A 22,930-nucleotide genomic window follows, 5' to 3' on the forward strand; every position below is an offset into this window, starting at 1 on the left:
CGATCGGCTTACCCGTCTCCTCGACGATCCGGACCGCCCCATCACGAAACTCCCGGTCGTACTTCTTGCGCTTCTCTGGCATCGTGCTCCTCATTATCGATGCCTCTACGGTTCGGGGGGAACCTCACTGTCCCAAGGGTCGCTCGCTTGGGATGTCGGAGCAGACTGAGATGGTGGGTTGATGAAGTCAGACGAAGCAGACACGCTCCATGCGTCCGAACCACCAGACGTATCCAACCCGTGTTCACTTCCTCGGAAATGGCTCCTGGACGCGGATCATCCAGTCATAGCCGACATCGACGACGACCAAGATGACGACGACCAAGATGACGACGACCTGGACGAACTCTCTAAGGAGGTCATCGAGAACCTCAAGGCTCGCGGCTACAACCAAACCCAGATCGCCGACATGTACGGGGTGACTCGGCAGGCCGTCTCGTGGCACCTCCGAACCTACGGGGGGCGTAGATCGGTGCGGCAGATCGTGGGTGAGTCGTGGCCGTGGGAGACCAGCACTGGGCATGACAAGGCAGTTGCATACCGCTATGTGCGGGATCATGCCGAATACGTGGTCACGGGCGGTGAAGGTATGGGCGTCGACAAGTTGACGCGACTGCGGTCCTGGCACAAACGGATGCGCGGCGACAACCTTGTAGTCGAGTTCGACCCCAGCTTTCCACCATTGAAAGGTGTGGCTGCGGGTGGAGGATTCCGGTACGTGCCGCGCGTCGAGGCCGATGGTGACCTGCTCATACGTGTGAATGAGTTCACGACACTCGTGGAGGGGTCCGAGTGGTTATGGTCGTGGCCGGTCGACGGCTAATGCACTACCGCCTCGCCCTGGGCGAAGCCAATGGTGGGGCATCGAATGTGCTGTGGGCGGTGAATGCCCATGCAATTGCGGGGCCGGAGCATAGGTGGGCCGGCTTCGTGTGCTTCCTATTCGGACGCAAAGCCCGCGAGAGGACGCCCTATGTGGTGATGTGTGGGACCGGTCGTTGGTCGGAATCAACCCCGCTGACCAGCGGTTTCATGGTGCCCTCGGTGAGACTCGAACTCACACTGGACGGGTTTTGAATCCGTTGCCTCTGCCAATTGGGCTACGAGGGCATCCGCGGTTCGCCGACATGCTGCGGGAGCCGCGACAGTCCACTCTAGATGATCAGCCCGCGCACCAGGCAACCGGTACTCTGCTCGCATCAGCTCCGTTGGATGTGCTGGTCAGGGGTAGAGCGTTCCGAGGAGGGGATGTGACGGTGGCAGACAGGGCTGCGGCTCAGACCGGCGAACAGACGACGCACCGGGTGCTTGTGGCCGAGGACGACTCGTTGATCCGGATGGATCTGATCGAGATGCTCCGCGAAGAAGGCTACGAGGTGGTCGGCGAGGCGCCGAACGGTCAGGTGGCGGTCGAACTCACCGAGAGTCTGTCGCCGGATCTGGTGATCATGGACGTGAAGATGCCCGTGCGCGATGGAATCGACGCGGCATCGGAGATCGCGCAGAAGAAGCTCGCCGCGGTGGTGATGCTGACCGCGTTCAGCCAGCGCGAGTTCATCGAGCGGGCCCGCGACGCCGGTGCGATGGCATACCTGGTGAAACCGTTCACAAAGGCCGACCTGGTGCCCGCGATCGAGGTGGCGGTCAGCCGTTACCACGAGGTCGTCGCGCTCGAGAAGGAGGTCGCGACGATCACCGAACGTCTCGAAACGCGCAAACTGGTCGAACGGGCCAAGGGGCTGCTGATGGAGAAGCAGTCGATGACCGAACCCGAGGCGTTCAAGTGGATTCAGCGCGCGGCGATGGATCGGCGGACGACGATGAAGGCCGTCGCGCAGGTCGTCGTGGAAACCCTGGGGCCCGCCAGCTGACGTCGCTGTTCCGGAGGCGGACCGCTTCTCCGACGGGTCGCCGACGAATACCGTGGGACCCATGGCCCCCACCATCACCGTGACGAGTTCGCACGACCGCGACCTGGTGGCCGCAGTCCTCGCCCAGGCCTTCGCCGAGGACCCGGTGACGGTCTGGCTGCAGCCCGACACCCGGCACCACAAGCTGATCTTCGGCACCCTGCTGCGCTGGGTACACGGCGACTCGTCGTCGGTCGACGTCGCGATGCGCGACGGGGTGGCGGTGGGTGCCGCCGTCTGGGATCCACCGGGGCACAAGATCTCTGCGGCCAGCCAGATCGGCTCGATGGTGGGATTCGCTCGTGCACTGCGTGGTCGTATGCCGCTGGGCCAGATGCTCGAGCAGGAGTTCACCAAGCACCGTCCCAAGGAACCGCACTGGTATCTGGGACAGGTCGGTGCCCCGGTGCGCGGCATGGGCGTCGGGACCGCCCTCCTGGAGGCCGGGCTCGAGCGCGTCGACGCCCCTGCCTACCTGGAGAGCTCCAACGAGGCCAACATCCCGCTCTACGAGCGATTCGGGTTCACCGTGACCGGCGAGATCACCCTTCCGCGCGGTGGGCCGACGGTGTGGCCGATGTATCGGCAGGGCTGACGCCCGGCCGATCCTGTCGGGTCGGGTCACTAGACTCACTGGGGTGAGTCCCGCGAAGAGTCCCACCGCCCCCGCGAAGAAGTCACCGGGCGGCAGCGCGTCCGAACGCCCACTGCTGATGCTGCTCGACGGGCACTCGTTGGCTTACCGCGCGTTCTTCGCGCTGCCTGCCGAGAACTTCAAGACCGCGGCCGGTCAGACCACCAACGCGGTCTACGGGTTCACCTCGATGCTGATCAATCTGCTGCGCGACGAGGAGCCCACCCACATCGCGGCCGCCTTCGACGTGTCCCGCAAGACCTTCCGGTCGGAGATGTTCCCGGAGTACAAGGCGCAGCGGTCCAAGTCGCCGGACGAGTTCAACGGGCAGGTCGACCTCACCAAGGAAGTTCTCGACGCGCTCGGTGTGCCGGTGATGGCCATCGAGGGCTACGAGGCCGACGACATCATCGCCACCCTGGCCACGCAGGCCGAGGCCCTGGGATACCGCGTGGTGATCGTCACCGGGGACCGGGACTCGCTCCAACTCGTCGACGACTCGGTCACCGTGCTGTACCCCCGCAAGGGGGTGTCCGACCTGACCCGCTTCACGCCCGCCGAGGTGGAGAAGAAGTACGGACTGACGCCGGCGCAGTATCCCGACTACGCCGCCCTGCGCGGCGACCCGAGCGACAACCTGCCGGGCATCCCGGGAGTCGGGGAGAAGACCGCGTCCAAGTGGATCCGCGAGTACGGTTCGCTCGCCTCTCTGGTCGACCACGTCGACGAGGTCCGCGGGAAGGTCGGCGACGCGCTGCGCACCCACCTCGCGTCGGTGCAGACGAATCGGCAGCTCACCGAGCTGGTCCGGGACATGCAGTTGCCGTCGGGACCGGACGATCTCGCGATGGTCGGCTGGGATCGCGACCGCATCCATCAATTGTTCGACGACCTGGAGTTCCGTGTCCTGCGGGACCGCCTGTTCTCGACGTTGACATCGGTGGAACCCGAGGCAGAGTCGGGCTTCGATCTCGACGGCACCGTCCTCGCGCCGGGAGAGGTGCGGGCCTGGCTCGACGAGCACACGACCACCGGCCGCAGCGGCGTCGCGGTGACCTCCCCGCACGTCGTCGTCGGCGCCGATGCGACCGGCCTCGCCATCGCCGCCGCCGACGAGACCTCCGCCTACATCGACGTACCGTCGGTGAACGCCGACGACGAGCAGGCGCTGGCCGCGTGGCTGGCCGACCCGCAACGACCGAAGGCGTTGCACGAGGCGAAGTGGGCGGTCCACGCCCTGCGGGCCCGCGGCTGGACCATCGCCGGGGTCACCAGCGACACGTCGCTGGCCGCCTACCTCGTGCGCCCGGGTCAGCGCACCTTCAACCTCGACGACCTCGCGCTGCGGTACCTCCGCCGCGAACTGCGCGACGACACCGCGCCCGACGACGGCCAGATGTCACTGCTCGACGACGATGGTGGCGACGCCAAACATGCCGAGCAACAGATGCTCGAGGCCCGCGCGGTGGCCGAACTCGCTGACACCCTCGACACCGAACTCGAACGCATCGACTCGCTGCCGTTGCTCACCGAGATGGAGCTGCCGCTGTCGTTCGTGCTCGCCGAACTCGAGGCCGCCGGGATCGCCGTGGACGTCGACCACTTCGGGGAGCTGGAAGCCGACTTCTCCCAACGCATCCGGACCGCGGCCGACGCCGCCTACGAGGTGATCGGCGAACAGATCAACCTCGGCTCGCCCAAACAGCTGCAGACTGTGCTCTTCGACAAGCTCGACATGCCGAAGACGAAGAAGACCAAGACCGGCTACACCACCGACGCCGACGCGTTGCAGGGTCTGTACGAGAAGACCGAGCACCCGTTCCTCGCGCATCTGCTCGAGCACCGCGACGCCACCAGGTTGAAGGTCACCGTCGACGGCCTGCTGAAGTCGGTCGCCGACGACGGGCGTGTGCACACCACCTTCAACCAGACCATCGCGGCGACCGGTCGGCTGTCGTCGACCGAACCCAACCTGCAGAACATCCCGGTGCGCACCCAGGCCGGCCGCCAGATCCGCGAGGGCTTCGTGGTGGCCGGCGCCGGCGGACCGGCGGCCGGCGATGCCGCCTACGAGTGTCTGATGACCGCCGACTACAGCCAGATCGAGATGCGCATCATGGCGCATCTGTCGGAGGACGCGGGCCTGATCGAGGCGTTCAACACCGGCGAGGATCTCCACAATTTCGTCGGGTCGCGCGCGTTCGGGGTGCCGATCGACGAGGTCACCACCGAGATGCGTCACCGGGTGAAGGCGATGTCGTACGGCCTCGCCTACGGCTTGAGCGCGTTCGGTCTCGCCGCGCAGCTCAAGATCAGCCGCGACGAGGCCAAGGAACAGATGGAGGCCTACTTCGCCCGGTTCGGCGGCGTCCGCGACTACCTCCACAACGTCGTCGACGAGGCACGCCGCAACGAGTACACGGCCACCCTGTTCGGGCGGCGCCGCTACCTACCCGACCTGAACAGCGACAACTGGCAGCGTAGGCAGGCCGCCGAGCGGATGGCGCTCAACGCCCCCATCCAGGGCACCGCAGCCGACATCATCAAGGTGGCGATGATCAACGTGTACGCGCGCCTGCGCGATGAAGGTCTGCGTTCGCGGATGTTGTTGCAGGTGCACGACGAACTCGTCGTCGAGGTCGCAGCGGGCGAGCGCGAGACGGCCGAGAAGGTGGTCCGCGAAGAAATGGGCAACGCGATCAGTTTGTCGGTGCCGCTGGAGGTTTCGGTCGGTTTCGGCAGGTCCTGGGACGACGCCGCGCATTGACGATCCTTCGCGTCCCGCTTGCCATGGCGTAAATCTCTCGTAACCGCCCGGTGCGCCGGCGCCGGAGCCACTACTGTTCAACGAGTGCGTCGATGACTGCCGCCCGGCGTCTCTCGGTGTGCGCACACCCGCTCATGCACATGTGTGTGGGGGAAGCGAAAGATGGGGTTTCTGATGCGTTTTCTGCGATCGTCGCGACCGTTCGGGGTGCTCACCGCACTCTTCGCGATCCTGGTCCTCGCGTTGGCCGGATGTTCGAACAACGAGGAGAGCGAGGGCGGTGCCGGCGCCGACATCTCGCCGACCAGCGTGGCGGTCGAGCCGGTGACCGAGATCGCCGACGTGGTGCCCGCGCCGATCCGCGAATCCGGTCAACTGATCGTCGGCGTCAACGTGCCGTACGCGCCGAACGAGTTCAAGGACCGCGACGGCAACATCATCGGCTTCGACGTCGACCTCATGAACGCTGTCGCCAGTGTGCTCGGGTTGACCACGCAATATCGAGAAGCCCAGTTCGACACCATCATTCCGTCGGTCCAGCAGGGGACATACAACGTCGGCATGTCGTCGTTCACCGACACCAAGGAACGTGAGCAGCAGGTCGACTTCGTGACCTACTACAGCGCGGGTGTCCAGTGGGCCCAGCAGGTCGGCGCGGGCATCGACCCGAACAACGCCTGCGGCAAGCGCGTGGCCGTGCAGTCGACCACCTATGAGGACACCGACGAGATCCCGGCGAAGAGCCAGGCCTGCGTCGACGCCGGACAGCCTGCGATCGACAAGGTGCGCTACGACAGCCAGGACGAGGCGACCAACGCGCTGATGCTGGGCCGGGTGGATGCCATGTCCGCCGACTCCCCGGTCACCGCCTACGCCATCAAGCGGTCCAACGGCGACCTCGAGCCTGCGGGTGGCGTGTTCGATTCGGCTCCCTACGGCTACCCGGTGCAGAAGGGCTCTGCGCTCGGACCTGCTCTGCAGCAGGCAGTCCAGTACCTCATCGACAACGGCCAGTACCAGGCCATCGCCGAACACTGGGGCCTGGAGGCCGGGACCATCCCGACATCCGTCATCAACGGTGCGGTCAGCTGACGCGTGACGGCTCCACCCACCGGTTCGACCGGACACGAAGACCGAACCAACGAGCCCGAACCCATCAAGGCGGTACCCCTGCGCCATCCCGGCCAGTGGGCGGCGGCAGCAGTGGTGCTGGTCCTCGTGGTGCTGTTCGTCTACGGCGCCGCGACCAACAGCGCCTACGCGTGGGACACCTACGCGCGGTACCTGTTCGACACCCGGATTCTCTCCGGGATGTGGTACACGCTGGTGTTGACCGTGTTGGCGATGATCATCGCGATCGTGTTGGGCGTGGTACTCGCGGTCATGCGCCTGTCGTCGAACCCGGTGCTGCGCTACACGTCGTGGGTGTACCTGTGGGTCTTCCGCGGCACACCCGTGTATGTCCAGCTGGTGTTCTGGGGACTGTTTCCGTCGATCTACAAGCAGATCGACCTCGGCATCCCGTTCGTCGTGCAGTTCGCGCACTTCGACATGCAGGCGCTGTACTCGGCGTTCATCTTCGCGATGATCGGTCTCGCGCTGAACGAGGCCGCCTACATGGCCGAGATCGTGCGTGCAGGTGTGTCATCGGTCGGTGAAGGGCAGATGGAGGCGTCGGTCGCGCTCGGGATGTCGTGGTCGCTGGCGATGCGACGCACGGTCTTGCCGCAGGCGATGCGGGTCATCATCCCGCCGACGGGCAACGAGGTCATCAGCATGCTGAAGACCACCAGCCTTGTGGCGGCGGTGCCGTTCACCGGAGAGCTCTACGGACGTGCGCGGGACATCTCCGGGGTCAACTTCGAGCCCATCCCGCTGCTGTTGGTGGCGTCCAGTTGGTATCTGGCGATCACCAGCATCCTGATGGTCGGCCAGTACTACCTGGAGCGCTACTACTCGAAGGGCGCCAGCCGGCAGATGACCGCCCGGCAGCTGAAAGCCCTTGCGGCCAAACCGAACACGGCGATTGCAGAGGGGGAGAGCGATGAGCGTCGCTGAACGCCCCATGGTCGAGGCCGACCGGGTGTGCAAGAACTTCGGCTCGCTGCAGGTGCTGAAGGGCATCACGCTGCAGGTCGGGCGCGGCGAGGTGCTGTGCCTGATCGGTCCGTCGGGCTCCGGCAAGTCGACCTTCCTGCGGTGTGTCAATCACCTCGAGGTGGTCAACGCGGGACGACTGTACGTCGACGGCGATCTCATCGGTTACCGCGAACGTGGCGACAAGCTCCACGAGATGAGTCCGAAGGACGCGGCCAAGCAGCGCCGTGACATCGGCATGGTGTTCCAGCATTTCAACCTGTTCCCGCATCGGACGGCGCTGGAGAACGTGATCGAGGCGCCGACCCAGGTGAAGAAGCAGAGCAAGGCCGACGCCACCGAGCGGGCGCGATCACTGCTCGACCGGGTCGGCCTCGTCGACAAGGCCGACACCTACCCGGCGCAGCTGTCCGGCGGCCAGCAGCAGCGTGTCGCCATCGCCCGTGCCCTGGCGATGGAGCCGAAACTGATGCTGTTCGACGAGCCGACGTCGGCGCTCGATCCCGAACTCGTCGGCGAGGTGCTCAGCGTGATGCGTGAACTCGCCGCCAGCGGCATGACGATGGTGGTGGTCACCCACGAGATGGGCTTCGCCCGTGAGGTCGCCGACCAACTGGCGTTCATGGACGGCGGCGTCGTCGTGGAGAAGGGTGATCCCCGTGAGGTCCTCGCGAACCCGCAACACGAACGCACGCAGGGGTTCTTGTCGAAGCTGTTGTGAGGGCACCCCACTTAGGTGAATCCACCTTGCTTCTGAAGCAAGGTGGATTCACTAAAACGAGGTGACTACGCGGCAGCATGCGCCATCACCCGACGGATCCGCTTCACGAGGCCGTCCGCGTCGTCGACATCGGACCAGCCCCAGTGCACTGGACGGGCGCCGGATTCAGTGAGGGCGTCGGAGCGTCCCTTTTCCCTGCGGAGTACCGCGACCCCGTTCTCACCGTGGTACTTCGACTCACCGTCAGCCTCGCCGACGGTCTGCAGCTCACGCCAGTAGAAATCGACCCTCGCGATCCACCGGCCCCAGGCGTCGTACAGATTGACCTGCAATTCCGGCATCGGCAGGCCGCGGTCGGTCAGCTCGATCCGACTACGGGACTCCAGGACGGATTCGGAGAGTCCGTTCAGTTGCGACACCACGAGTCGGGCCCGTTCGGCTCCGGTCATCTTCGCGATCAGGTCGAGTTCGTTCTCGAGGTCCGTGACGGTGCAGAGTCCCGCGTGCAGGGCGGCGTCGCCCACGGCGATCGCCGGAATGCGGCTAGAGCAGCGCGCGATGTCGATAACGGTGCGCGCGGGGGAGGTCACCGGCACCCCTTCGAAGACGGTGAGTGCGGGCGGTCGTCCATCGGTCACAATTCTTGTCACGGTGGAGGATCGGGTACCGGGTGGCCGCGACGCATCAACCATCACGACCTTCTGCGCGTCGAGGCCCCAAATGGGGAGCCCGAGTGTGGCAGCTGCCGACACGCCGGCCAACGCCCGGTGGGGTATCGCTGTCGAGCGCAGGCGCGCGGCCGCGATCTCGCGGTGTCGCTGTTCTCGGCTCTCGTCCAGGAACGTCGGGGAGATCAGCACCCCGCGAGACAGGGTGATGAGGTGCCCAGCCTGAAGTGCCATCCGGATGTCGTAGGCGGTGTGACCGCGCGCAAGCAGTTCGAGGCGGGTGACCGCGTGTTCGATGCGAAAGAGGTCGTCCATGGAGATTGGACGCACGACGGGCGTGTTCGGCTCCATCCGATTCTTTCAGTCGCAGGCACAACGTCTCGAGAACACCACCTTGCGATTGAAGCAAGGTGATGTTCACGAACTGAGGTGGCTGTGAAGCCAGTGCAAGAGGTCAGGGCTTGGTGCAGCAGAAGATGGCCGTTCCCGGGAAGTACTGGCCCCGGAACGGACTCCACTGCCCCCACACCTGATCGAAACCCTCGGGCCATTCGGGTTCGACGATGTCGTCGAGTATCAGACCGGCGGAACGGATTTCACGAACCCGGTCGCCGATGGTGCGATGGTGTTCGACGTAGGTGATGGCGCCGGACGCGTCGACCTCGGTGTACGGGGTGCGGTCGAAATAGGGAATTTGGACGATCAGGCCGTCGGGTCCCGGGTCGTCGAGGAACATCCACCGCATCGGATGGTTCACCGCAAACACCCACCGGCCGCCGGGTCGCAGCACCCGCGCCACCTCGGCCATCACGTGCGCCGAATCGGCGACGAACGGCACGGCCCCGAACGACGAACACGCGATGTCGAACGAGGCGTCGGCGAACGGCAACGCCTCCGCGGTCGCCTGCACCAGCGGTACCCGCCTCCCGTCGGCATCCATCGCCGCGACCCCGACGCCGAGCATACGACGCGACAGGTCGACGCCGATCGCTCGCGCGCCGTGTGCCGCCAGCCACCGTGCACACGGAGCCGACCCGCAGCCCACTTCGACGATGTCGCGGCCGGCGATGTCGCCGAGCAGCCCGATATCGGCCTCCCGCAGGCCCTCGGGGCACCAGACGAAGTCACCGCCGGCGGCGTGCGCACCCAGGAATGAACCGTGTTCGGCGTGGTAGTTCTCGGCGTCGTGATCCCACCACCAGCGATTCGCGCGATCGCTGGTCGTCGAGTCGACGGGTCCGAGTACGCGAGGCGGGCGATGGGTCGGTTCGCCGGGCTCCTCGCTCATGCGGGCAAGTCTAGCGACGGCGCGCCCACGGTCAGATTCGCGCCGGACGACCCCACCGCGCCAGCCGCCACAACCCGTAGCAGGCCGCCACGGACCAGATGGCCAGCCCGATCCAGAACAGCGCCTCTGCAGACTCGCGGTTGGCGGCGGCCTGTTCGTCCATGGTCCGACCGACATCAGGAAACGAGATCATCGGGATCTTGTCGCCCGGCGCGAGAGCAGCGACGTCGACCGATGGGTCCGGGACGGGAGGGAAATCAGATGGGGTGATGAGCTCTTCTCCGCCGTCGGCGGTGTCGAGGCACCGGTCATCGGCGGACATCGTCTCACCGCCACAGTCGGATGAGGCGTCCGAGAGCCCGTACAGACCGACGACGAGCGATATGGTTGCGGTGATCAGCAGGATCCATACGCCGAACCTCAGTCGCCTTCGGTGATACTCGCGCCACGGATTCGTCCCCACTTTCCCCACGCCCGCGATGATAGAATCTCGCGTGGTCAGCCTCCTGCTCCTGGGCCCGGTCGACGTACCGGCGCAAGCAGACGAGCCTGCCGCCGATCAGTTCGGCAGTCCGCGGCTCCGGTGTCTGCTCGCCGCGCTCGCGTTGCGCGCCAATGCCGTGGCCGACGTCGACTGGCTCGCCGAGATCCTCTGGCCGCACACGTTGCCGTCGAATCCCGAATCCGCCTTGCACAACCTGGTCTTCCGGTTGCGGGCGCAACTCCGTGACCGCGGTGTTGGCGAGCGCGTGCGGATCGTGACCGCCGCACCCGGCTATTCGCTGAAGGCCGATCGCACCGATGTCGACTCGCTGCTGTACGTGGATCGATTCCGGGAGGGGTGTGCGGTCACCGATTCCGACCCGGTCGCGGCGCTGAACTCGTTCGACGCTGCCGAGAGCCTCTGGCGGGGCAGGCCGTACGGTGAGTTCGCCGACGAGCCGTGGGCCCGAGCGGATGTCGAAGCCCTGGAGCAGGTTCGCGCACGTATCGCGGAAGCAGCGGCCGACGCCCTGCTGCGATCGGGACGGCCGGTCGACGCCGCGGACAGGCTCGATGCCGTCGCCGTCGACCACCCGTACCGCGAGAGTGTCCACCTGCTTCGAATGCACGCCCTGTGGCAGGCCGACCGTCCCGCCGACGCGCTCGAGGTATATCGCCAACTCCGGCAACGACTGTCGACCGACCTCGGCACCGAGCCCGCCGCCCGTCTCGCTGCACTCCACGAACAGATACTGGCCGGCCAGCGCCCACCGGAGCGGACGCAGCAGGTCACCACCGGCCGCCCCGCAGATCATCGGATCATCGGACGGACGGCGGAACTCGCCCACCTCGCCGCCCGACTGCGACCCGGCACCCTGGTGACCGTCGTCGGTCCGGGCGGTGTGGGAAAGACGGCGCTGGTCCGCGAACTCGGTCGTCACCGGGAGACGGTGTGGACGGCCGAGCTGGCCGGTGTGCAGACCGCCGACGACGTCGTCCACAGCGTGGCGTCGGCGACGCAGAGCGCCCCACGCCGCGACCTCAACGCGCTGGAAGCCTTGGTCGAATCCCTCACGACCCGTGCGGGATTACTGATCCTCGACAACTGCGAACACGTCGCCGACGCGGCGGCCGATGTGGCGCGGGCGGTCACAGCCCGATGTCGCGACGTCGCGGTGGTCGCGACGTCGCGGGTGCCACTGGGGGTGGACGTCGAACAGGTGTGGGCGCTCGACCCGCTCGCCGTGCCATCGCCCAACGCATCGCCGGCCGAGACCGCCCAAGCGCCCGCCGTGCGACTGTTCTGCGCTCGGGCGTCGGCGCGGGACAGCGGTTTCGAACTCACCGACGGTAACTACGCCGCGGTGGCCGAGATCTGCCGGCGACTCGACGGGTTGCCGTTGGGCGTCGAACTCGCCGCCACCAAGACCCGGGCGATCTCGCCCGCGGCACTGGTCGATCGGCTGCAGTGGCGGTTCCGCATCCTCCGCAGCGCCCGCGGTGGCGACCCGCGGCATCGGAGTCTGCACGCCTTGGTGGACTGGTCGTACACACTTCTCACCGATCCGGCGCGAACCCTCTTCGACACGGTCGCCGTATTCCCGTCGCGTTTCGACCTCGGCGACGCCGAAACCCTGGCAGAGGCGAGCGGGGCGCTCGACCGCGCAGACGTCGCCGACGCCGTTGCCGAACTGGTCGACACCTCGATGTTGTCGGTCGACGCCGACGACTATCGGATGCTGGAGACGCTGCGCGTCTTCGGATTGCAGAGACTGGAGGACCGTGGCGGTCTGCCCTCGGCGAGAGCGGCACACGCACGGTTGACGGCTGACCGGATCGAGCCACTCGGTCGAGAACTGTTCGGTCCTCGACACGTCGAGGCCGCGACCATCGTGGCAACCCATCTCGACGACGTGCGCCAGGCCGTCGACCACGCGTGTGACCACGACGCCGCGCTGGGACAGCGGCTGCTGCGGGGTGTGATTCCCTACCTGGAACTGACGATGAGCACCGAGGTCACCGAGTGGTCGAGACGCGTTCGCGCTGCGCAACACGCCCCGCGTGACCCCGCCGACGGAGACGGCGCGGCCTGGGCGGTCGCGGCAGCGGGTGCCCGCTTCGACGGCGATCTGACGAAGGCCAAGGACTGCGTGCATACCGGTCTGGCGTGCCGGCCTGAACCCGCGGTGGCGGTCTACCTCCACATGATGCTGGTGGAGGTAGGCCTGTTCCAAGGCGACCTCGAGGCGATGTATCGGTGCGCCGAGAACTTCCGTGGCGCTGCCCAGGCAGCGGGTATGCCGGGCGCGGGGCGGATGGCCGACCTGTGCGTGCTCTTGATGGATTCATATCGGGGCGAAGGACTCGCCGCGCACCAGGCGTCGCGCCGGATCGCCGACACGTGTGCGGCCGCGGGCGAGAACACCGTCGCGGCCTGGGCCCGGTATTGCGCGGGGGAGTGCATCCTCGACACCGATCCCGCAGCGGCAGCCGATCTGCTCGACGACGCCATCGTCGGTGCCGACCGCAACGGGGACCGGTACCTGATGGGAGTGGCCCTGGTGTCGCGGGCCTCGATCGAGGCCCGGAGTGGTCAACCAGAGGTCGCCGCACGGCTTTTCGCGGACGTCCTCCGGCACTGGCGAGATGCCGGCAACTGGACGCATCAGTGGGTGTCGCTGCGCACCGTCGTCGACGTGCTGATCCGTCTCGAACGTCTCGACTGTGCCGCAGAACTTCTCGGGGCGATCCGGCGATCAGACGAGATCACCGGGGCGGGGGCGTACGGAACCGACGCGCAACGGCTCGACGCCGCGTACCAACGGTTGCGCGAATGCCTCGGCGACGAGGCGCTCGACAACCTGCTGGAACGCGGCGCCGTGCGGTCGTCTCCCGACGTCGTCGCCTCGGCCCTGGCCGCACTCAGTCCGGGATGAGTTCGTAGAAACGGAAGAAACCGAAGTCCTCGATGGGAAGTACGTCGACACGACCGAATCCGGCGTCGGCTGCGTAACTCCGCAACGTGGACGGCCGCATCACGGTGCCGGTCGCCGCCGACGGCGGCGAACTCATCCCGTCAGGCAGACAGACGAACAGCGAGAACGCGTACATGATCTTGTCCAGATCATCGGCCGGGCCCGTGAACTTGTCCGAGACGGCCTCGTCCATCACGACCATCGTGCCGCCAGGCGCCAGTGCTGCCCGCGACTCCGAGAGAACGTCGACCGGTCGTGGCATGTCGTGTAGACACTCGAACGCGAAGATGACATCGAACGGTCCGCGTTGTGATGCTTCGGCACCGTCCGCGAGCAGAAACTCCACGCGGTCGTCGACCCCGGCCGCGACGGCTTCGCGGCGCGCCATCGCCACGGACTCCGCGTCGACATCGAGTCCGACGAAGCTCGCCTCCGGGTAGGCGGCGGCGAGGGCGATGGTGGAGTGGCCGCCGCCGAACCCGACGTCGGCGATCCGTGCTCCCGGTCGGGCCAGCCGCGCGTGCAGGTGGTCGATCGTGGCCAGAGCCGGAGCCAGTTCGCGCTCGAACCACGGACGGTTCAGTGCCGCCTGGCATTCGCGGGCATCCGCGCCGAACTGTTCCCAGCTGACCCCACCGCCGTTGCGGTAGGCGTCGAGTAGCGCCGGGAGCTGCACGAACGAGGCGGCGAAGATGCGCGGCAGCGTGCCGAGGTAGGCCAGGCTGCTCGTATCGGTCAGGGCTTCGGCCACCCCGGGAGAGATAGAGAACCGCGCCGGTACGGCGTCGACGTCGACATCGAGGATGCCGTAGGCGGCCTGCTGCTCCAGCCATTCCTGCGCATACCGGCGGTGCGTGCCGGTCTTGGCGGCGAGATCGTCAGCGGTCAGGGGCCCATGGCCGGCAAGGCAGTCATACCAGCCCAGACGGTCACCGAGATAGATGCTCATGGTCTCGGCGGCGGCCAGTGCGGAGGTGAATATCCGTTCGGCGAACGCATCGGCGGTCGGGCCGGTGGCAGGGGTCGTGGTGGACGTGGGTGCGGGTGTCTCTGTGGTCATGTCCGCCACCATGCGCCGAGCGTCTCTCAGATCACTCTCACCCGACTGCCGGGGAATCTCTCAGCTCGGTGACGTCAGCATGCGCGCCCCGCGAGCAGCGTCTCGACCTTGGCGTCGCCGTCCCAGTGCCGAATGCCGACGAACTCGCCGGTGATGACAGCCCTGCCGTCGAGCACACTCAGCGCCCGCTGCAACTGCTCGGGGTCGAGTCGTCGTGCCAACGTGACGTGGGGAGTCCACCGGCCGGATGCGCTGTGCGGCATCATGGCGGCCGCGTCCTCGCCGACGTGATCACCGGCCAGCCGCACGGTCTGGGCGTGCACTGACAACAGTTCGGTCGACGGGACCACCAGCCGTGCGAGGGTGGCGCGACGGTGCGGCCCGAACAGTATCGGCGCGCCGAGCATCATCGCGATCGGCAGCCGCAGACTCGTGGGAGCCAGGGCCTCGTCGACGCCCGGGGTCAGATGCTGCGCGGCGATCAGGGTGACATGTGGACGATTGCTGGAGGACCGGATCGAGCCCTGATGCGGCAGCCCGGCGTCGGCGAGCGAGGCCCATTCGTCGCGTACTCGCTGGTCAGCGGTCTCGTCGAGCAGAAGTTCGATCGAATGGACCACGTGTCTCATCTCCTCGGCGGACGACATTTGCCCAGCACAACGGCCCTGGAGTACGCTTGCTCACGCGCGTGGGCTCGATAACGCGCGGTTCAGCATGCCTTCGCAGGTGGACATCCGCCCGATGGTTCGTGCCGATCCACACTGAAAAACTGTACCTACTACACACCTGTCCGGAGCCTCTCAACATATGTCGTCCCCCACGATCACCTCGCCGCAAGTAGCCGTCAATGACATCGGCTCGGCCGAGGACTTCCTCGCCGCCATCGACTCCACGATCAAGTACTTCAACGATGGCGACATCGTGGAAGGCACCATCGTCAAGGTCGATCGGGACGAGGTTCTGCTCGACATCGGTTACAAGACCGAAGGCGTCATCCCTTCCCGCGAACTGTCGATCAAGCACGACGTCGACCCCAATGAGGTCGTCAACGTCGGTGACGAGGTCGAGGCCCTGGTCCTCACCAAGGAGGACAAGGAAGGCCGCCTGATCCTGTCCAAGAAGCGCGCGCAGTACGAGCGTGCGTGGGGCACCATCGAGGAGCTCAAGGAGAAGGACGAGGCCGTCAAGGGCACCGTCATCGAGGTCGTCAAGGGCGGCCTGATCCTGGACATCGGTCTGCGTGGCTTCCTCCCGGCATCGCTGGTGGAGATGCGCCGCGTCCGCGATCTGCAGCCGTACATCGGCAAGGAGATCGAGGCCAAGATCATCGAGCTCGACAAGAACCGCAACAACGTGGTCCTCTCGCGCCGCGCATGGCTCGAGCAGACCCAGTCCGAGGTCCGCAGCGAGTTCCTGCACCAGCTGCAGAAGGGTCAGGTCCGCAAGGGCGTCGTGTCCTCGATCGTCAACTTCGGTGCGTTCGTCGATCTCGGCGGCGTCGACGGTCTGGTCCACGTCTCGGAGCTGTCCTGGAAGCACATCGATCACCCGTCCGAGGTCGTCGCGGTGGGCGACGAGGTCACCGTCGAGGTCCTCGACGTCGATCTGGACCGCGAGCGCGTGTCGCTGTCGCTGAAGGCCACCCAGGAAGATCCGTGGCGTCAGTTCGCCCGCACCCACGCGATCGGTCAGATCGTGCCGGGCAAGGTCACCAAGCTCGTTCCGTTCGGTGCATTCGTCCGTGTCGACGAGGGCATCGAGGGTCTTGTCCACATCTCCGAGCTGGCCGAGCGCCACGTCGAGGTGCCGGATCAGGTCGTCTCCGTCGGTGACGACGCGATGGTCAAGGTCATCGACATCGACCTGGAGCGTCGCCGGATCTCGCTGAGCCTCAAGCAGGCCAACGAGGACTACACCGAAGAGTTCGACCCGTCGAAGTACGGCATGGCCGACAGCTACGACGAGCAGGGCAACTACATCTTCCCCGAGGGCTTCGACGCGGAGACCAACGAGTGGCTCGAGGGCTTCGAGCAGCAGCGTGAGGCATGGGAGGCCCGGTACGCCGAGGCCGAGCGTCGCCACAAGATGCACACCGCTCAGATGGAGAAGTTCGCCGCTGCCGCCGCCGAGGCCGCCAACGCCCCGTCGGATTACTCGTCGGCATCCGAGAGCCGCAGCGCCGCCAGCGCTCCCGCCGCAACGGGTGGTTCGCTGGCCAGCGACGAGCAGCTCGCCGCGCTCCGCGAGAAGCTGTCGGGCAACGCCTGATACGCACCTCGTAGATAGTCTCCAGAACTCCCCGGCTCCCATCGGAGCCGGGGAGTTCTGGCATGTGGAGTCGGTCAGCCGGCGAAGTGCGCCATGAGTTTCCGGTGCCGGTGACGGAAGAGGTGACCGACGAACCACACCAACAGCGGCGTGAGGGGACGCAGGGGGAGTCGGGGACGGAACGCGAGGTCGTCGACGACCTCGGTGCGCTCCTGCGACAAGGCGGTCAGGTGTCTGGTGTGATGCCAGACCGTCATCGATGCCATCGACGACTCCTCCCGGAATCCGCGCCCCGGCGTGAGTTCCACGATGGTTAGGTCGTCGAAGTCGACGGGCAGGAATCCGCCGTAGAGCAGGATGACCTTGCCGATCGGTGCGCCGACCTCGATGTCGGCCACCGACTTTCCGCGATGCCTGCGCGGGAACACCATCCGCATGTACGGCATCAGTTCGTCGTTGATGCCCTCCACACTGGCGACTCGCTCCCATACCGCCTCGGCCGGCGCCGGGATCACCGATCGCTGCGCGTGTGTGCGGATTCGGCCGGAACGCTGGTCCATTCGCCGAGCGTGTCAGGCGCCGCGGTCGCGGTCAACGCCCCTTCCAAGCATGCACACATAGTTATTTGACAATGATTTTCACCAGTGAGTTCACTGTCCGGCGTGCACTTTTCACGGACAAAACTGACATCCACCATCGCGCTCACCACTGCAGCCGCGATTGCCCTGGTCGGCTGTGGTTCCGACTCAGGTGAATCCACGACCAGCAGCTCCACGGCTCCGTCCGAGGGATCCGTCGAACAACAGAGCGCGACACCGCGTCTGGCGCTCAGCTACGACGGCGGGATCCTCGTGCTGGACGCCGAGAATCTCGAGCAGGTCGCCGACATCCCCACGGAGGGCTTCATCCGCCTCAATAGCGCCGACAACGGCCGCAACGTATTCGTGTCGGAGTCCGGCGGATTCCGTGTTCTCGACATGGGAACGTGGACCCAACAGCACGGCGACCACGGGCATTACTACACCTCCGAGCCGACGATGACCGACATGACCTTCGGCGGTGCGGAGCCCGGTCACGTGGTGCCGCACGACTCGCGGATCACGCTGTTCAGCGACGGCACCGGCGAGGTCGACATCGTCGAGCCCGCGGAGCTGTTGCGCGGCAACGCCGAATCCACCGAGTACACGGTGCCGGAGCCGCACCACGGCGTCGCCGTGTTCCGCGAGGACGGCAGCCTGGTGGTCACCAGAGGCAACGAGGAGGAGCGAAGCGGGATCGCGATCCTCGACTCGGAGCGCAACGAGATCGCGAGCAACGACCAGTGCCCCGGCGTACACGGCGAAGCCGCGGCCGCGGACGGCGTGCTGACCTTCGGGTGCCAGGACGGCATCCTCATCGTGCGCGGCAACGAGATCCAGAAGGTGCAGAGCCCCGACGGCTACGGCCGGATCGGCAACCAGGCCGGCTCCGAGGAATCCCCGATCGTGCTCGGCGACTACAAGGTCGACGAGAATGCGGAACTGGAACGACCGAACCAGTTCACCCTCACCGACACCCGCACCGGTGAACTGCGCATCGTGCCGTTCCCGTCCAGCTACAGCTTCCGCTCGATCGAGCGCGGTCCGGCCGGGGAGGCAGTGATCCTCGGGACCGACGGTTCGCTCTACGTCTACGACCCGAACACCGCCGAGCAGATCCGGTCGATCCCGGTGATCGAAGCGTGGACCGAGCCGGACGAGTGGCAGTCACCGATGCCGAACGTCCATGTGCAGGGCGACGTCGCCTACGTCACCGACCCGAACGCCCAGACGGTGACCGCGGTGAACGTGACCACCGGCGAGGAGGTCGCACAGGCGGACCTGCCGCAGCCGACGATCGAGCTCACCGGCGTCACCGGCTGACCCGCTCGCTCCTGCGGACTCCTTTCGTTCCCGCTGCATCGAACGGTGCAGCGGGAACGGAACGAGGTGGCGAGAACGCGCTTGCCGGCGATTTGCGAGACTGAGGACGTGATCAGACTGGGGCTGTCCGGCGGCATCGGGGCCGGCAAATCGACAGTGGCGAAGACCTTCATCGACCGCGGCGGATACCACATCGACGCCGACAAGATCGCCCGCGAGGTCGTCGAACCGGGGACACCGGGGTTGGCCGCGTTGGTCGAGGCCTTCGGCGACGACATCCTCGCCGACGACGGCAGCCTCGATCGTCCCGCCTTGGCCGCCAAGGCCTTCGTCGACGACGACAGCCGTCAGAAGCTCAACTCGATCACACATCCGCTCGTGGGGAAGCGGACGCAGGAGATGCTCGACGCAGCGCCCGGCGACGCGATCGTCGTCCAGGACATCCCACTGCTGGTGGAGGGCAACATGGCGCCCTTCTTCCACCTCGTCGTGATCGTGCACGCAGACGCCGAGACCCGCGTCCAGCGGTTGACGTCGGCGCGCGGGATGCCGGAGGCCGACGCGCGCGCCCGCATCGCCGCGCAGGCGACCGATGAACAGCGACGCGCGGTGGCCGATGTCTGGCTGGACAACTCGGGCACACCGGACGACCTCGCCGCGGCCGCTGCCGGGCTGTGGGATGACCGGCTGATCCCGTTCGAACAGAACATCCGGTCACGGACCGTCGTGCGAGGTCCCCTCACGCTGGCTGATCCCAACCCGGGCTGGGAGGCCGAGGGCGCCCGGCTGGTGAACAGATTGTGGGCCATCGTCGGGGACAAGGCATCGGCCGTCGACCACATCGGTTCCACCGCCATTCCCGGTCTCGCCGCGAAGCCCACCATCGACCTCCAGGTCACCGTCGCGGACCTCGACATCGCCGACGCGTTGGTCGACACCCTCGCCGACGGTGGCTTTCCCCGTCTCGGCGGAATTGACGGCGACCGTCCCAAGGCAGACCCGGCGACCGGATCCGTCGACGCCGGGCTCTGGGGCAAGCGGCTGCACGGTTCGGCCGATCCCGCACGGCCGGTCAACGTTCACCTGCGGGTCGCAGGCTCGCCCGGACAGCAGTTCGCGCTGGACTTTCGCGACTGGCTACGCGCCGACGAGGCGGCGCGCGACGAGTACGCGAAGGTCAAGCTGCAGGCGATGTCCGACGCCGACGGCGATCTCGGGCGTTACGTCTCGGCCAAGGAGCCGTGGTTCGACGACGCCTACCGGCGGATCGCGGAGTGGAAGCTCAACCGCTGACGCCTACTCTTGACCCGCCGACTCCGCGAGTGCCTTTCCGACGCCGCGAGACAAATATGACTCGCGGTGACGGAAACGAACTCGCGACAGTTCGGTCCCTGCGGCTGTCCTCCGTTCCCTGAGTAGCGAGCGAGGAACGAGCGAGCGTTTACCCGCCCCCCTGAGTAGCGAGCGAGGAACGAGCGAGCGTTTACCCGTCCCCTGAGTAGCGAGCGAGGAACGAGCGAGCGTATCGAAGGGCGTTCGCACATTCGGATGAACTCTGACGCTCCGCGGAACGAGTCTGTTTTCGGGGGCTGTGATCCGGACCACGCTTTGCTAGCGTGAAGCCGATCAGTTCTAGCCAAGGGAGTCGTCATGGTTCTGAAGACCAGGGGGAAGGCGGCGGTCGCGGCCTGCGCGATGGCTGTTGCCGGAGTTGCCGGGGCGGTGAATGCGGCACCCGCGGGCGCCGCCGTGACCGATTTGAGGCCCGCGCCCACGAACCTGAACAACTACATCTCCAGCGACGTCATCGCGACGCAATGCCCGATCGGGCTCGTTGCCGAGGTCGATGGGCCCGGGGACGTCACATTCGAGATAACGGGCGGCAACCTCCCGCCTACGTCCAGGACTGTCGAGCCGCAGGAAGACGGGACGGCCACCCTCCTGCACACGTTCTTCCTCCCGGGCGAGTACACAGTGCGGGCGGGCCAGGGCGGCACCTGGTATCACACGCCTTTGGAGCTAGACGTCGCGATGGGCGTCTTCACCGGAAGCCTCTGCTTCACGCTGCCGGTCTGACCGCTAAGTGAATTCGTCGCGGCGAGTCGTCGGCCGGAGTCCCTAGAGGTTGCCGTCGCGACAAGACTGTGACATAACGATTCCGGATCGCAATCGCGGGGATCGTGATCGGAAAACAACGAACAAGGAGCAGCACATGGCTGTAAGCAAGACCCGCCGTGCAGTCGGCGCCGGAGTGGCATTCATCGGTGTCGGAGCAGCAGGCCTTCTCATGGCTGCGCCGGCGAACGCCGCGGTGACCGGAGTGGAAATCACCTCCCCATCCGGGTACGCGCTCAGCTCGGGCTCGTACGGCGCGGGCTGTGGGTACACGGTGGAGGCTACTGTCAACGACAACAATCCAGGGGCGCCCGTTCAGTTCGAGCTCTTCGAGGTGGTCGGCGGATCGACCAATGCCGTTGAGGACCTCGGCACGGAAACGGCGACCCAGAACGTGGCCTCCGTCGACTGGACGCCGGGAGCGACAGGGGCATATCAGATTGGCGCGCGTCAACAGCTCACCCCAGCCGTCGAGGACGATCCAATGACCCCCGGAGATGAATCTGCTCCCGCGACCTGGACTGCATACGTGATGTCGGACACTTACAACGTTACGGGGACCGGTATTCAGGTTCCCGCGGCGACACTTGGATCGGTCGATTTCGACCTGCCGTTCGCTGACTCCTGCGTGGTACTCCCGTTCTGAGTACTCACGGGCTCGAACCGAGCTGAACCGAAAGGGCGTCGCTGACTTGGTCAGCGACGCCCTTTTTGGTGTGACCTGCTGATCCGACAACGAATGTCTCCAAATGTGTCATATTTCATGTTTGACGCTGCTAACGTTTCCCTTCGCAGCCCCGTCTGGGGTGCGAAAGACAGGGAAGTCGTGAGAAGTGGAGCAGGTCATGGCCGGTCGGGGTAGTCGGAATCGGATGCGGGTCGTCGCGGGAGCAATCGCCTTCAGTGCGGTCACGGCGGCGGGAATGGGAGCCGCAGGGCCGGCCGACGCGGCACTACAGGGAATCGCCATCGACACACCCGCCGGGTACGGGTCGTCGGCCAGCGGTTCGATGAACTACAACATCTACGGCGCCGGCTGCGCCTACAAGCTCGACGTCATCGTGCACAGTCCGCGCAAGGCGAAGTCGAACCTCAAGATCACGTCGACCATCAACGGCCAGACGACGACCATCTACAACGCGAAGCCGACGGCAGTCGCGATGCGCCCGGTCTGGCGGCCCACGACGCCCGGACGCACCGTTCTCACCGCCACGCTCGACGGGGTGACCAAGAAGCGGACCGTGATGGTCGGCACCGGTGTCCAACTGCCCGACTTCATCCGCGCCGGGAACTGCTTCGTCTTCCCGATCTACTGACGCTTCAGCGGACGGGTCGGTCGAGGAAGAAGACCGGCCCGCCGGCTGATTCATCCAGCCACGCCTGCACGTCGTGGCCGTGTTCGGCTGCCCCGACCAGCGCGCGCATCGCGATGGCGACCGCCTCCTCGCATTCGGCACCGCCCAGCAGGCCGGCCACGCGGGCGTCGAACAGTTCGTCGACGTCGAGGAGCTGTAGCGGTTCGCCGGGCACGTCGACCAGGTCGAGATACCAATCCTCTGCGTGCCATCGGCCATGCTCGTCCGGCCCGTGGAACCGTCCCACGTCCAGGTACAACCGCTGTCCGTCGCGATAGCCGCCCTGGTAGTGGAAGATGTTGGCCCGCAGGCCCAGCGTCGGCAGCAACCACGATTCCAGGTGCGAGAACCGTGGATGGTCGGCGGTGCGCGACATGTACAGCCCGCGCTCGGTGACCTCATAGCGCTCCACCGGACGCACGAAGCCCTTGTTGTCGGTGTTCGTCATGGCCGGCACGTCGAAGGTCTCACGTTTCGGCGGGTGTGCGGAGTCGGCCATAGCCGAACAGTAATAGCTGCTCCGGACCTGGGTGGCGCACGTGCGACCTTGCCGCGGCTCTGCTCGGCTCACGCGAGCTGTCGACAGCCCGCGTGAGCCGAACAGACCCGCGCGAACAGCCTCGGCCCGCGGTACCGAAGTCTAGGTGGGACAAGGCGCGACGGAACATACTTGTCACAGCCCGCGTTT

The 22,930-nt window shown here is 66.3% G+C and carries 21 protein-coding genes and 1 tRNA gene; 14 read left to right on the top strand and 8 right to left on the bottom strand.

Going from position 1 to position 22,930, the window contains the following annotated elements; all coding sequences use genetic code 11:
• Window positions 1-181: 181 nt before the first annotated feature.
• Window positions 182-823 carry an XRE family transcriptional regulator gene (locus V1Y59_RS22480; protein ID WP_330507267.1) on the top strand — a complete coding sequence of 214 codons (642 nt, stop codon included), beginning with the start codon at window positions 182-184 and terminating at the stop codon, window positions 821-823.
• A gap of 210 nt (window positions 824-1,033) precedes the next feature.
• On the opposite strand, the gene V1Y59_RS22485 is transcribed toward V1Y59_RS22480, so the two are convergent.
• Window positions 1,034-1,110: transfer RNA gene (locus V1Y59_RS22485), tRNA-Leu, on the bottom strand.
• Between the two features lie 140 nt (window positions 1,111-1,250).
• On the opposite strand from V1Y59_RS22485, the gene V1Y59_RS22490 reads away from it, so the two are divergent.
• The 6 genes from V1Y59_RS22490 (at window position 1,251) to V1Y59_RS22515 (ending at window position 8,129) form a co-directional block, all read left to right on the top strand.
• Window positions 1,251-1,871: an ANTAR domain-containing response regulator gene (locus V1Y59_RS22490; RefSeq protein WP_330507268.1), complete on the top strand. Its 621-nt coding sequence runs from the start codon at window positions 1,251-1,253 to the stop codon at window positions 1,869-1,871.
• Between the two features lie 61 nt (window positions 1,872-1,932).
• A complete protein-coding gene (locus V1Y59_RS22495; RefSeq protein ID WP_330507269.1) occupies window positions 1,933-2,505 on the top strand; it encodes a GNAT family N-acetyltransferase in 573 nt (190 codons plus the stop codon).
• Window positions 2,506-2,548: 43 nt separating this feature from the next.
• Window positions 2,549-5,311 (top strand): DNA polymerase I, encoded by a 2,763-nt coding sequence (gene polA / locus V1Y59_RS22500; RefSeq protein ID WP_431309275.1) that lies wholly within the window; start codon window positions 2,549-2,551, stop codon window positions 5,309-5,311.
• Between the two features lie 174 nt (window positions 5,312-5,485).
• Window positions 5,486-6,403: an ABC transporter substrate-binding protein gene (locus V1Y59_RS22505; protein WP_330507311.1), complete on the top strand. Its 918-nt coding sequence runs from the start codon at window positions 5,486-5,488 to the stop codon at window positions 6,401-6,403.
• A 3-nt stretch (window positions 6,404-6,406) separates the two neighbouring features.
• On the top strand, window positions 6,407-7,369 hold the full coding sequence (locus tag V1Y59_RS22510; RefSeq protein ID WP_330434864.1) for an amino acid ABC transporter permease: 963 nt from the start codon (window positions 6,407-6,409) through the stop codon (window positions 7,367-7,369).
• Complete coding sequence (locus tag V1Y59_RS22515; RefSeq protein WP_330507270.1) at window positions 7,356-8,129, top strand: amino acid ABC transporter ATP-binding protein; 774 nt, start codon at window positions 7,356-7,358, stop codon at window positions 8,127-8,129. The genes V1Y59_RS22510 and V1Y59_RS22515 overlap by 14 nt, the downstream gene beginning before the upstream one ends.
• 65 nt (window positions 8,130-8,194) lie before the next feature.
• On the opposite strand, the gene V1Y59_RS22520 is transcribed toward V1Y59_RS22515, so the two are convergent.
• From V1Y59_RS22520 to V1Y59_RS22530, 3 genes are all read right to left on the bottom strand, one after another.
• On the bottom strand, window positions 8,195-9,112 hold the full coding sequence (locus tag V1Y59_RS22520; RefSeq protein WP_330507271.1) for a type IV toxin-antitoxin system AbiEi family antitoxin: 918 nt from the start codon (window positions 9,110-9,112) through the stop codon (window positions 8,195-8,197).
• 139 nt (window positions 9,113-9,251) lie between these two features.
• Window positions 9,252-10,085, bottom strand: a complete 834-nt coding sequence (locus V1Y59_RS22525) for a class I SAM-dependent methyltransferase (RefSeq protein ID WP_330507272.1) — start codon at window positions 10,083-10,085, stop codon at window positions 9,252-9,254.
• A 31-nt stretch (window positions 10,086-10,116) separates the two neighbouring features.
• On the bottom strand, window positions 10,117-10,557 hold the full coding sequence (locus tag V1Y59_RS22530; protein ID WP_330507273.1) for a hypothetical protein: 441 nt from the start codon (window positions 10,555-10,557) through the stop codon (window positions 10,117-10,119).
• A 22-nt stretch (window positions 10,558-10,579) separates the two neighbouring features.
• Here V1Y59_RS22530 and V1Y59_RS22535 point away from each other — a divergent pair, with 22 nt between their 5' ends.
• A complete protein-coding gene (locus V1Y59_RS22535) occupies window positions 10,580-13,504 on the top strand; it encodes an ATP-binding protein (RefSeq protein ID WP_330507274.1) in 2,925 nt (974 codons plus the stop codon).
• On the opposite strand, the gene V1Y59_RS22540 is transcribed toward V1Y59_RS22535, so the two are convergent.
• Window positions 13,491-14,603, bottom strand: coding sequence for a class I SAM-dependent methyltransferase (locus tag V1Y59_RS22540; protein WP_330507275.1), 1,113 nt, complete (start codon window positions 14,601-14,603; stop codon window positions 13,491-13,493). The genes V1Y59_RS22535 and V1Y59_RS22540 overlap by 14 nt on opposite strands.
• Window positions 14,604-14,677: 74 nt before the next feature.
• Window positions 14,678-15,223, bottom strand: a complete 546-nt coding sequence (locus V1Y59_RS22545) for a 2'-5' RNA ligase family protein (RefSeq protein ID WP_330507276.1) — start codon at window positions 15,221-15,223, stop codon at window positions 14,678-14,680.
• A 187-nt stretch (window positions 15,224-15,410) separates the two neighbouring features.
• On the opposite strand from V1Y59_RS22545, the gene rpsA reads away from it, so the two are divergent.
• Window positions 15,411-16,871 (top strand): 30S ribosomal protein S1, encoded by a 1,461-nt coding sequence (gene rpsA, locus V1Y59_RS22550; protein WP_330507277.1) that lies wholly within the window; start codon window positions 15,411-15,413, stop codon window positions 16,869-16,871.
• Between the two features lie 74 nt (window positions 16,872-16,945).
• Here rpsA and V1Y59_RS22555 read toward each other — a convergent pair whose 3' ends face one another.
• Window positions 16,946-17,431 (bottom strand): hypothetical protein, encoded by a 486-nt coding sequence (locus V1Y59_RS22555; protein ID WP_330507278.1) that lies wholly within the window; start codon window positions 17,429-17,431, stop codon window positions 16,946-16,948.
• 102 nt (window positions 17,432-17,533) lie between these two features.
• Here V1Y59_RS22555 and aztD point away from each other — a divergent pair, with 102 nt between their 5' ends.
• From aztD to V1Y59_RS22580, 5 genes are all read left to right on the top strand, one after another.
• A complete protein-coding gene (aztD, locus tag V1Y59_RS22560) occupies window positions 17,534-18,772 on the top strand; it encodes a zinc metallochaperone AztD (RefSeq protein WP_330507312.1) in 1,239 nt (412 codons plus the stop codon).
• A gap of 108 nt (window positions 18,773-18,880) precedes the next feature.
• Window positions 18,881-20,065, top strand: coding sequence for a dephospho-CoA kinase (gene coaE, locus V1Y59_RS22565; RefSeq protein ID WP_330507279.1), 1,185 nt, complete (start codon window positions 18,881-18,883; stop codon window positions 20,063-20,065).
• A 357-nt stretch (window positions 20,066-20,422) separates the two neighbouring features.
• A complete protein-coding gene (locus V1Y59_RS22570) occupies window positions 20,423-20,848 on the top strand; it encodes a hypothetical protein (RefSeq protein ID WP_330507280.1) in 426 nt (141 codons plus the stop codon).
• Between the two features lie 136 nt (window positions 20,849-20,984).
• A complete protein-coding gene (locus tag V1Y59_RS22575; RefSeq protein WP_330507281.1) occupies window positions 20,985-21,533 on the top strand; it encodes a hypothetical protein in 549 nt (182 codons plus the stop codon).
• 199 nt (window positions 21,534-21,732) lie between these two features.
• Window positions 21,733-22,203, top strand: a complete 471-nt coding sequence (locus tag V1Y59_RS22580; protein WP_330507282.1) for a hypothetical protein — start codon at window positions 21,733-21,735, stop codon at window positions 22,201-22,203.
• Between the two features lie 4 nt (window positions 22,204-22,207).
• Here V1Y59_RS22580 and V1Y59_RS22585 read toward each other — a convergent pair whose 3' ends face one another.
• Window positions 22,208-22,741 carry a ribonuclease FAU-1 family protein gene (locus tag V1Y59_RS22585; RefSeq protein ID WP_330507283.1) on the bottom strand — a complete coding sequence of 178 codons (534 nt, stop codon included), beginning with the start codon at window positions 22,739-22,741 and terminating at the stop codon, window positions 22,208-22,210.
• Between the last annotated feature and the right edge of the window lie 189 nt (window positions 22,742-22,930).

The sequence above is a fragment of the Gordonia prachuapensis genome (genome assembly GCF_036350515.1).
In the GTDB taxonomy this organism is placed as follows: domain Bacteria; phylum Actinomycetota; class Actinomycetes; order Mycobacteriales; family Mycobacteriaceae; genus Gordonia; species Gordonia prachuapensis.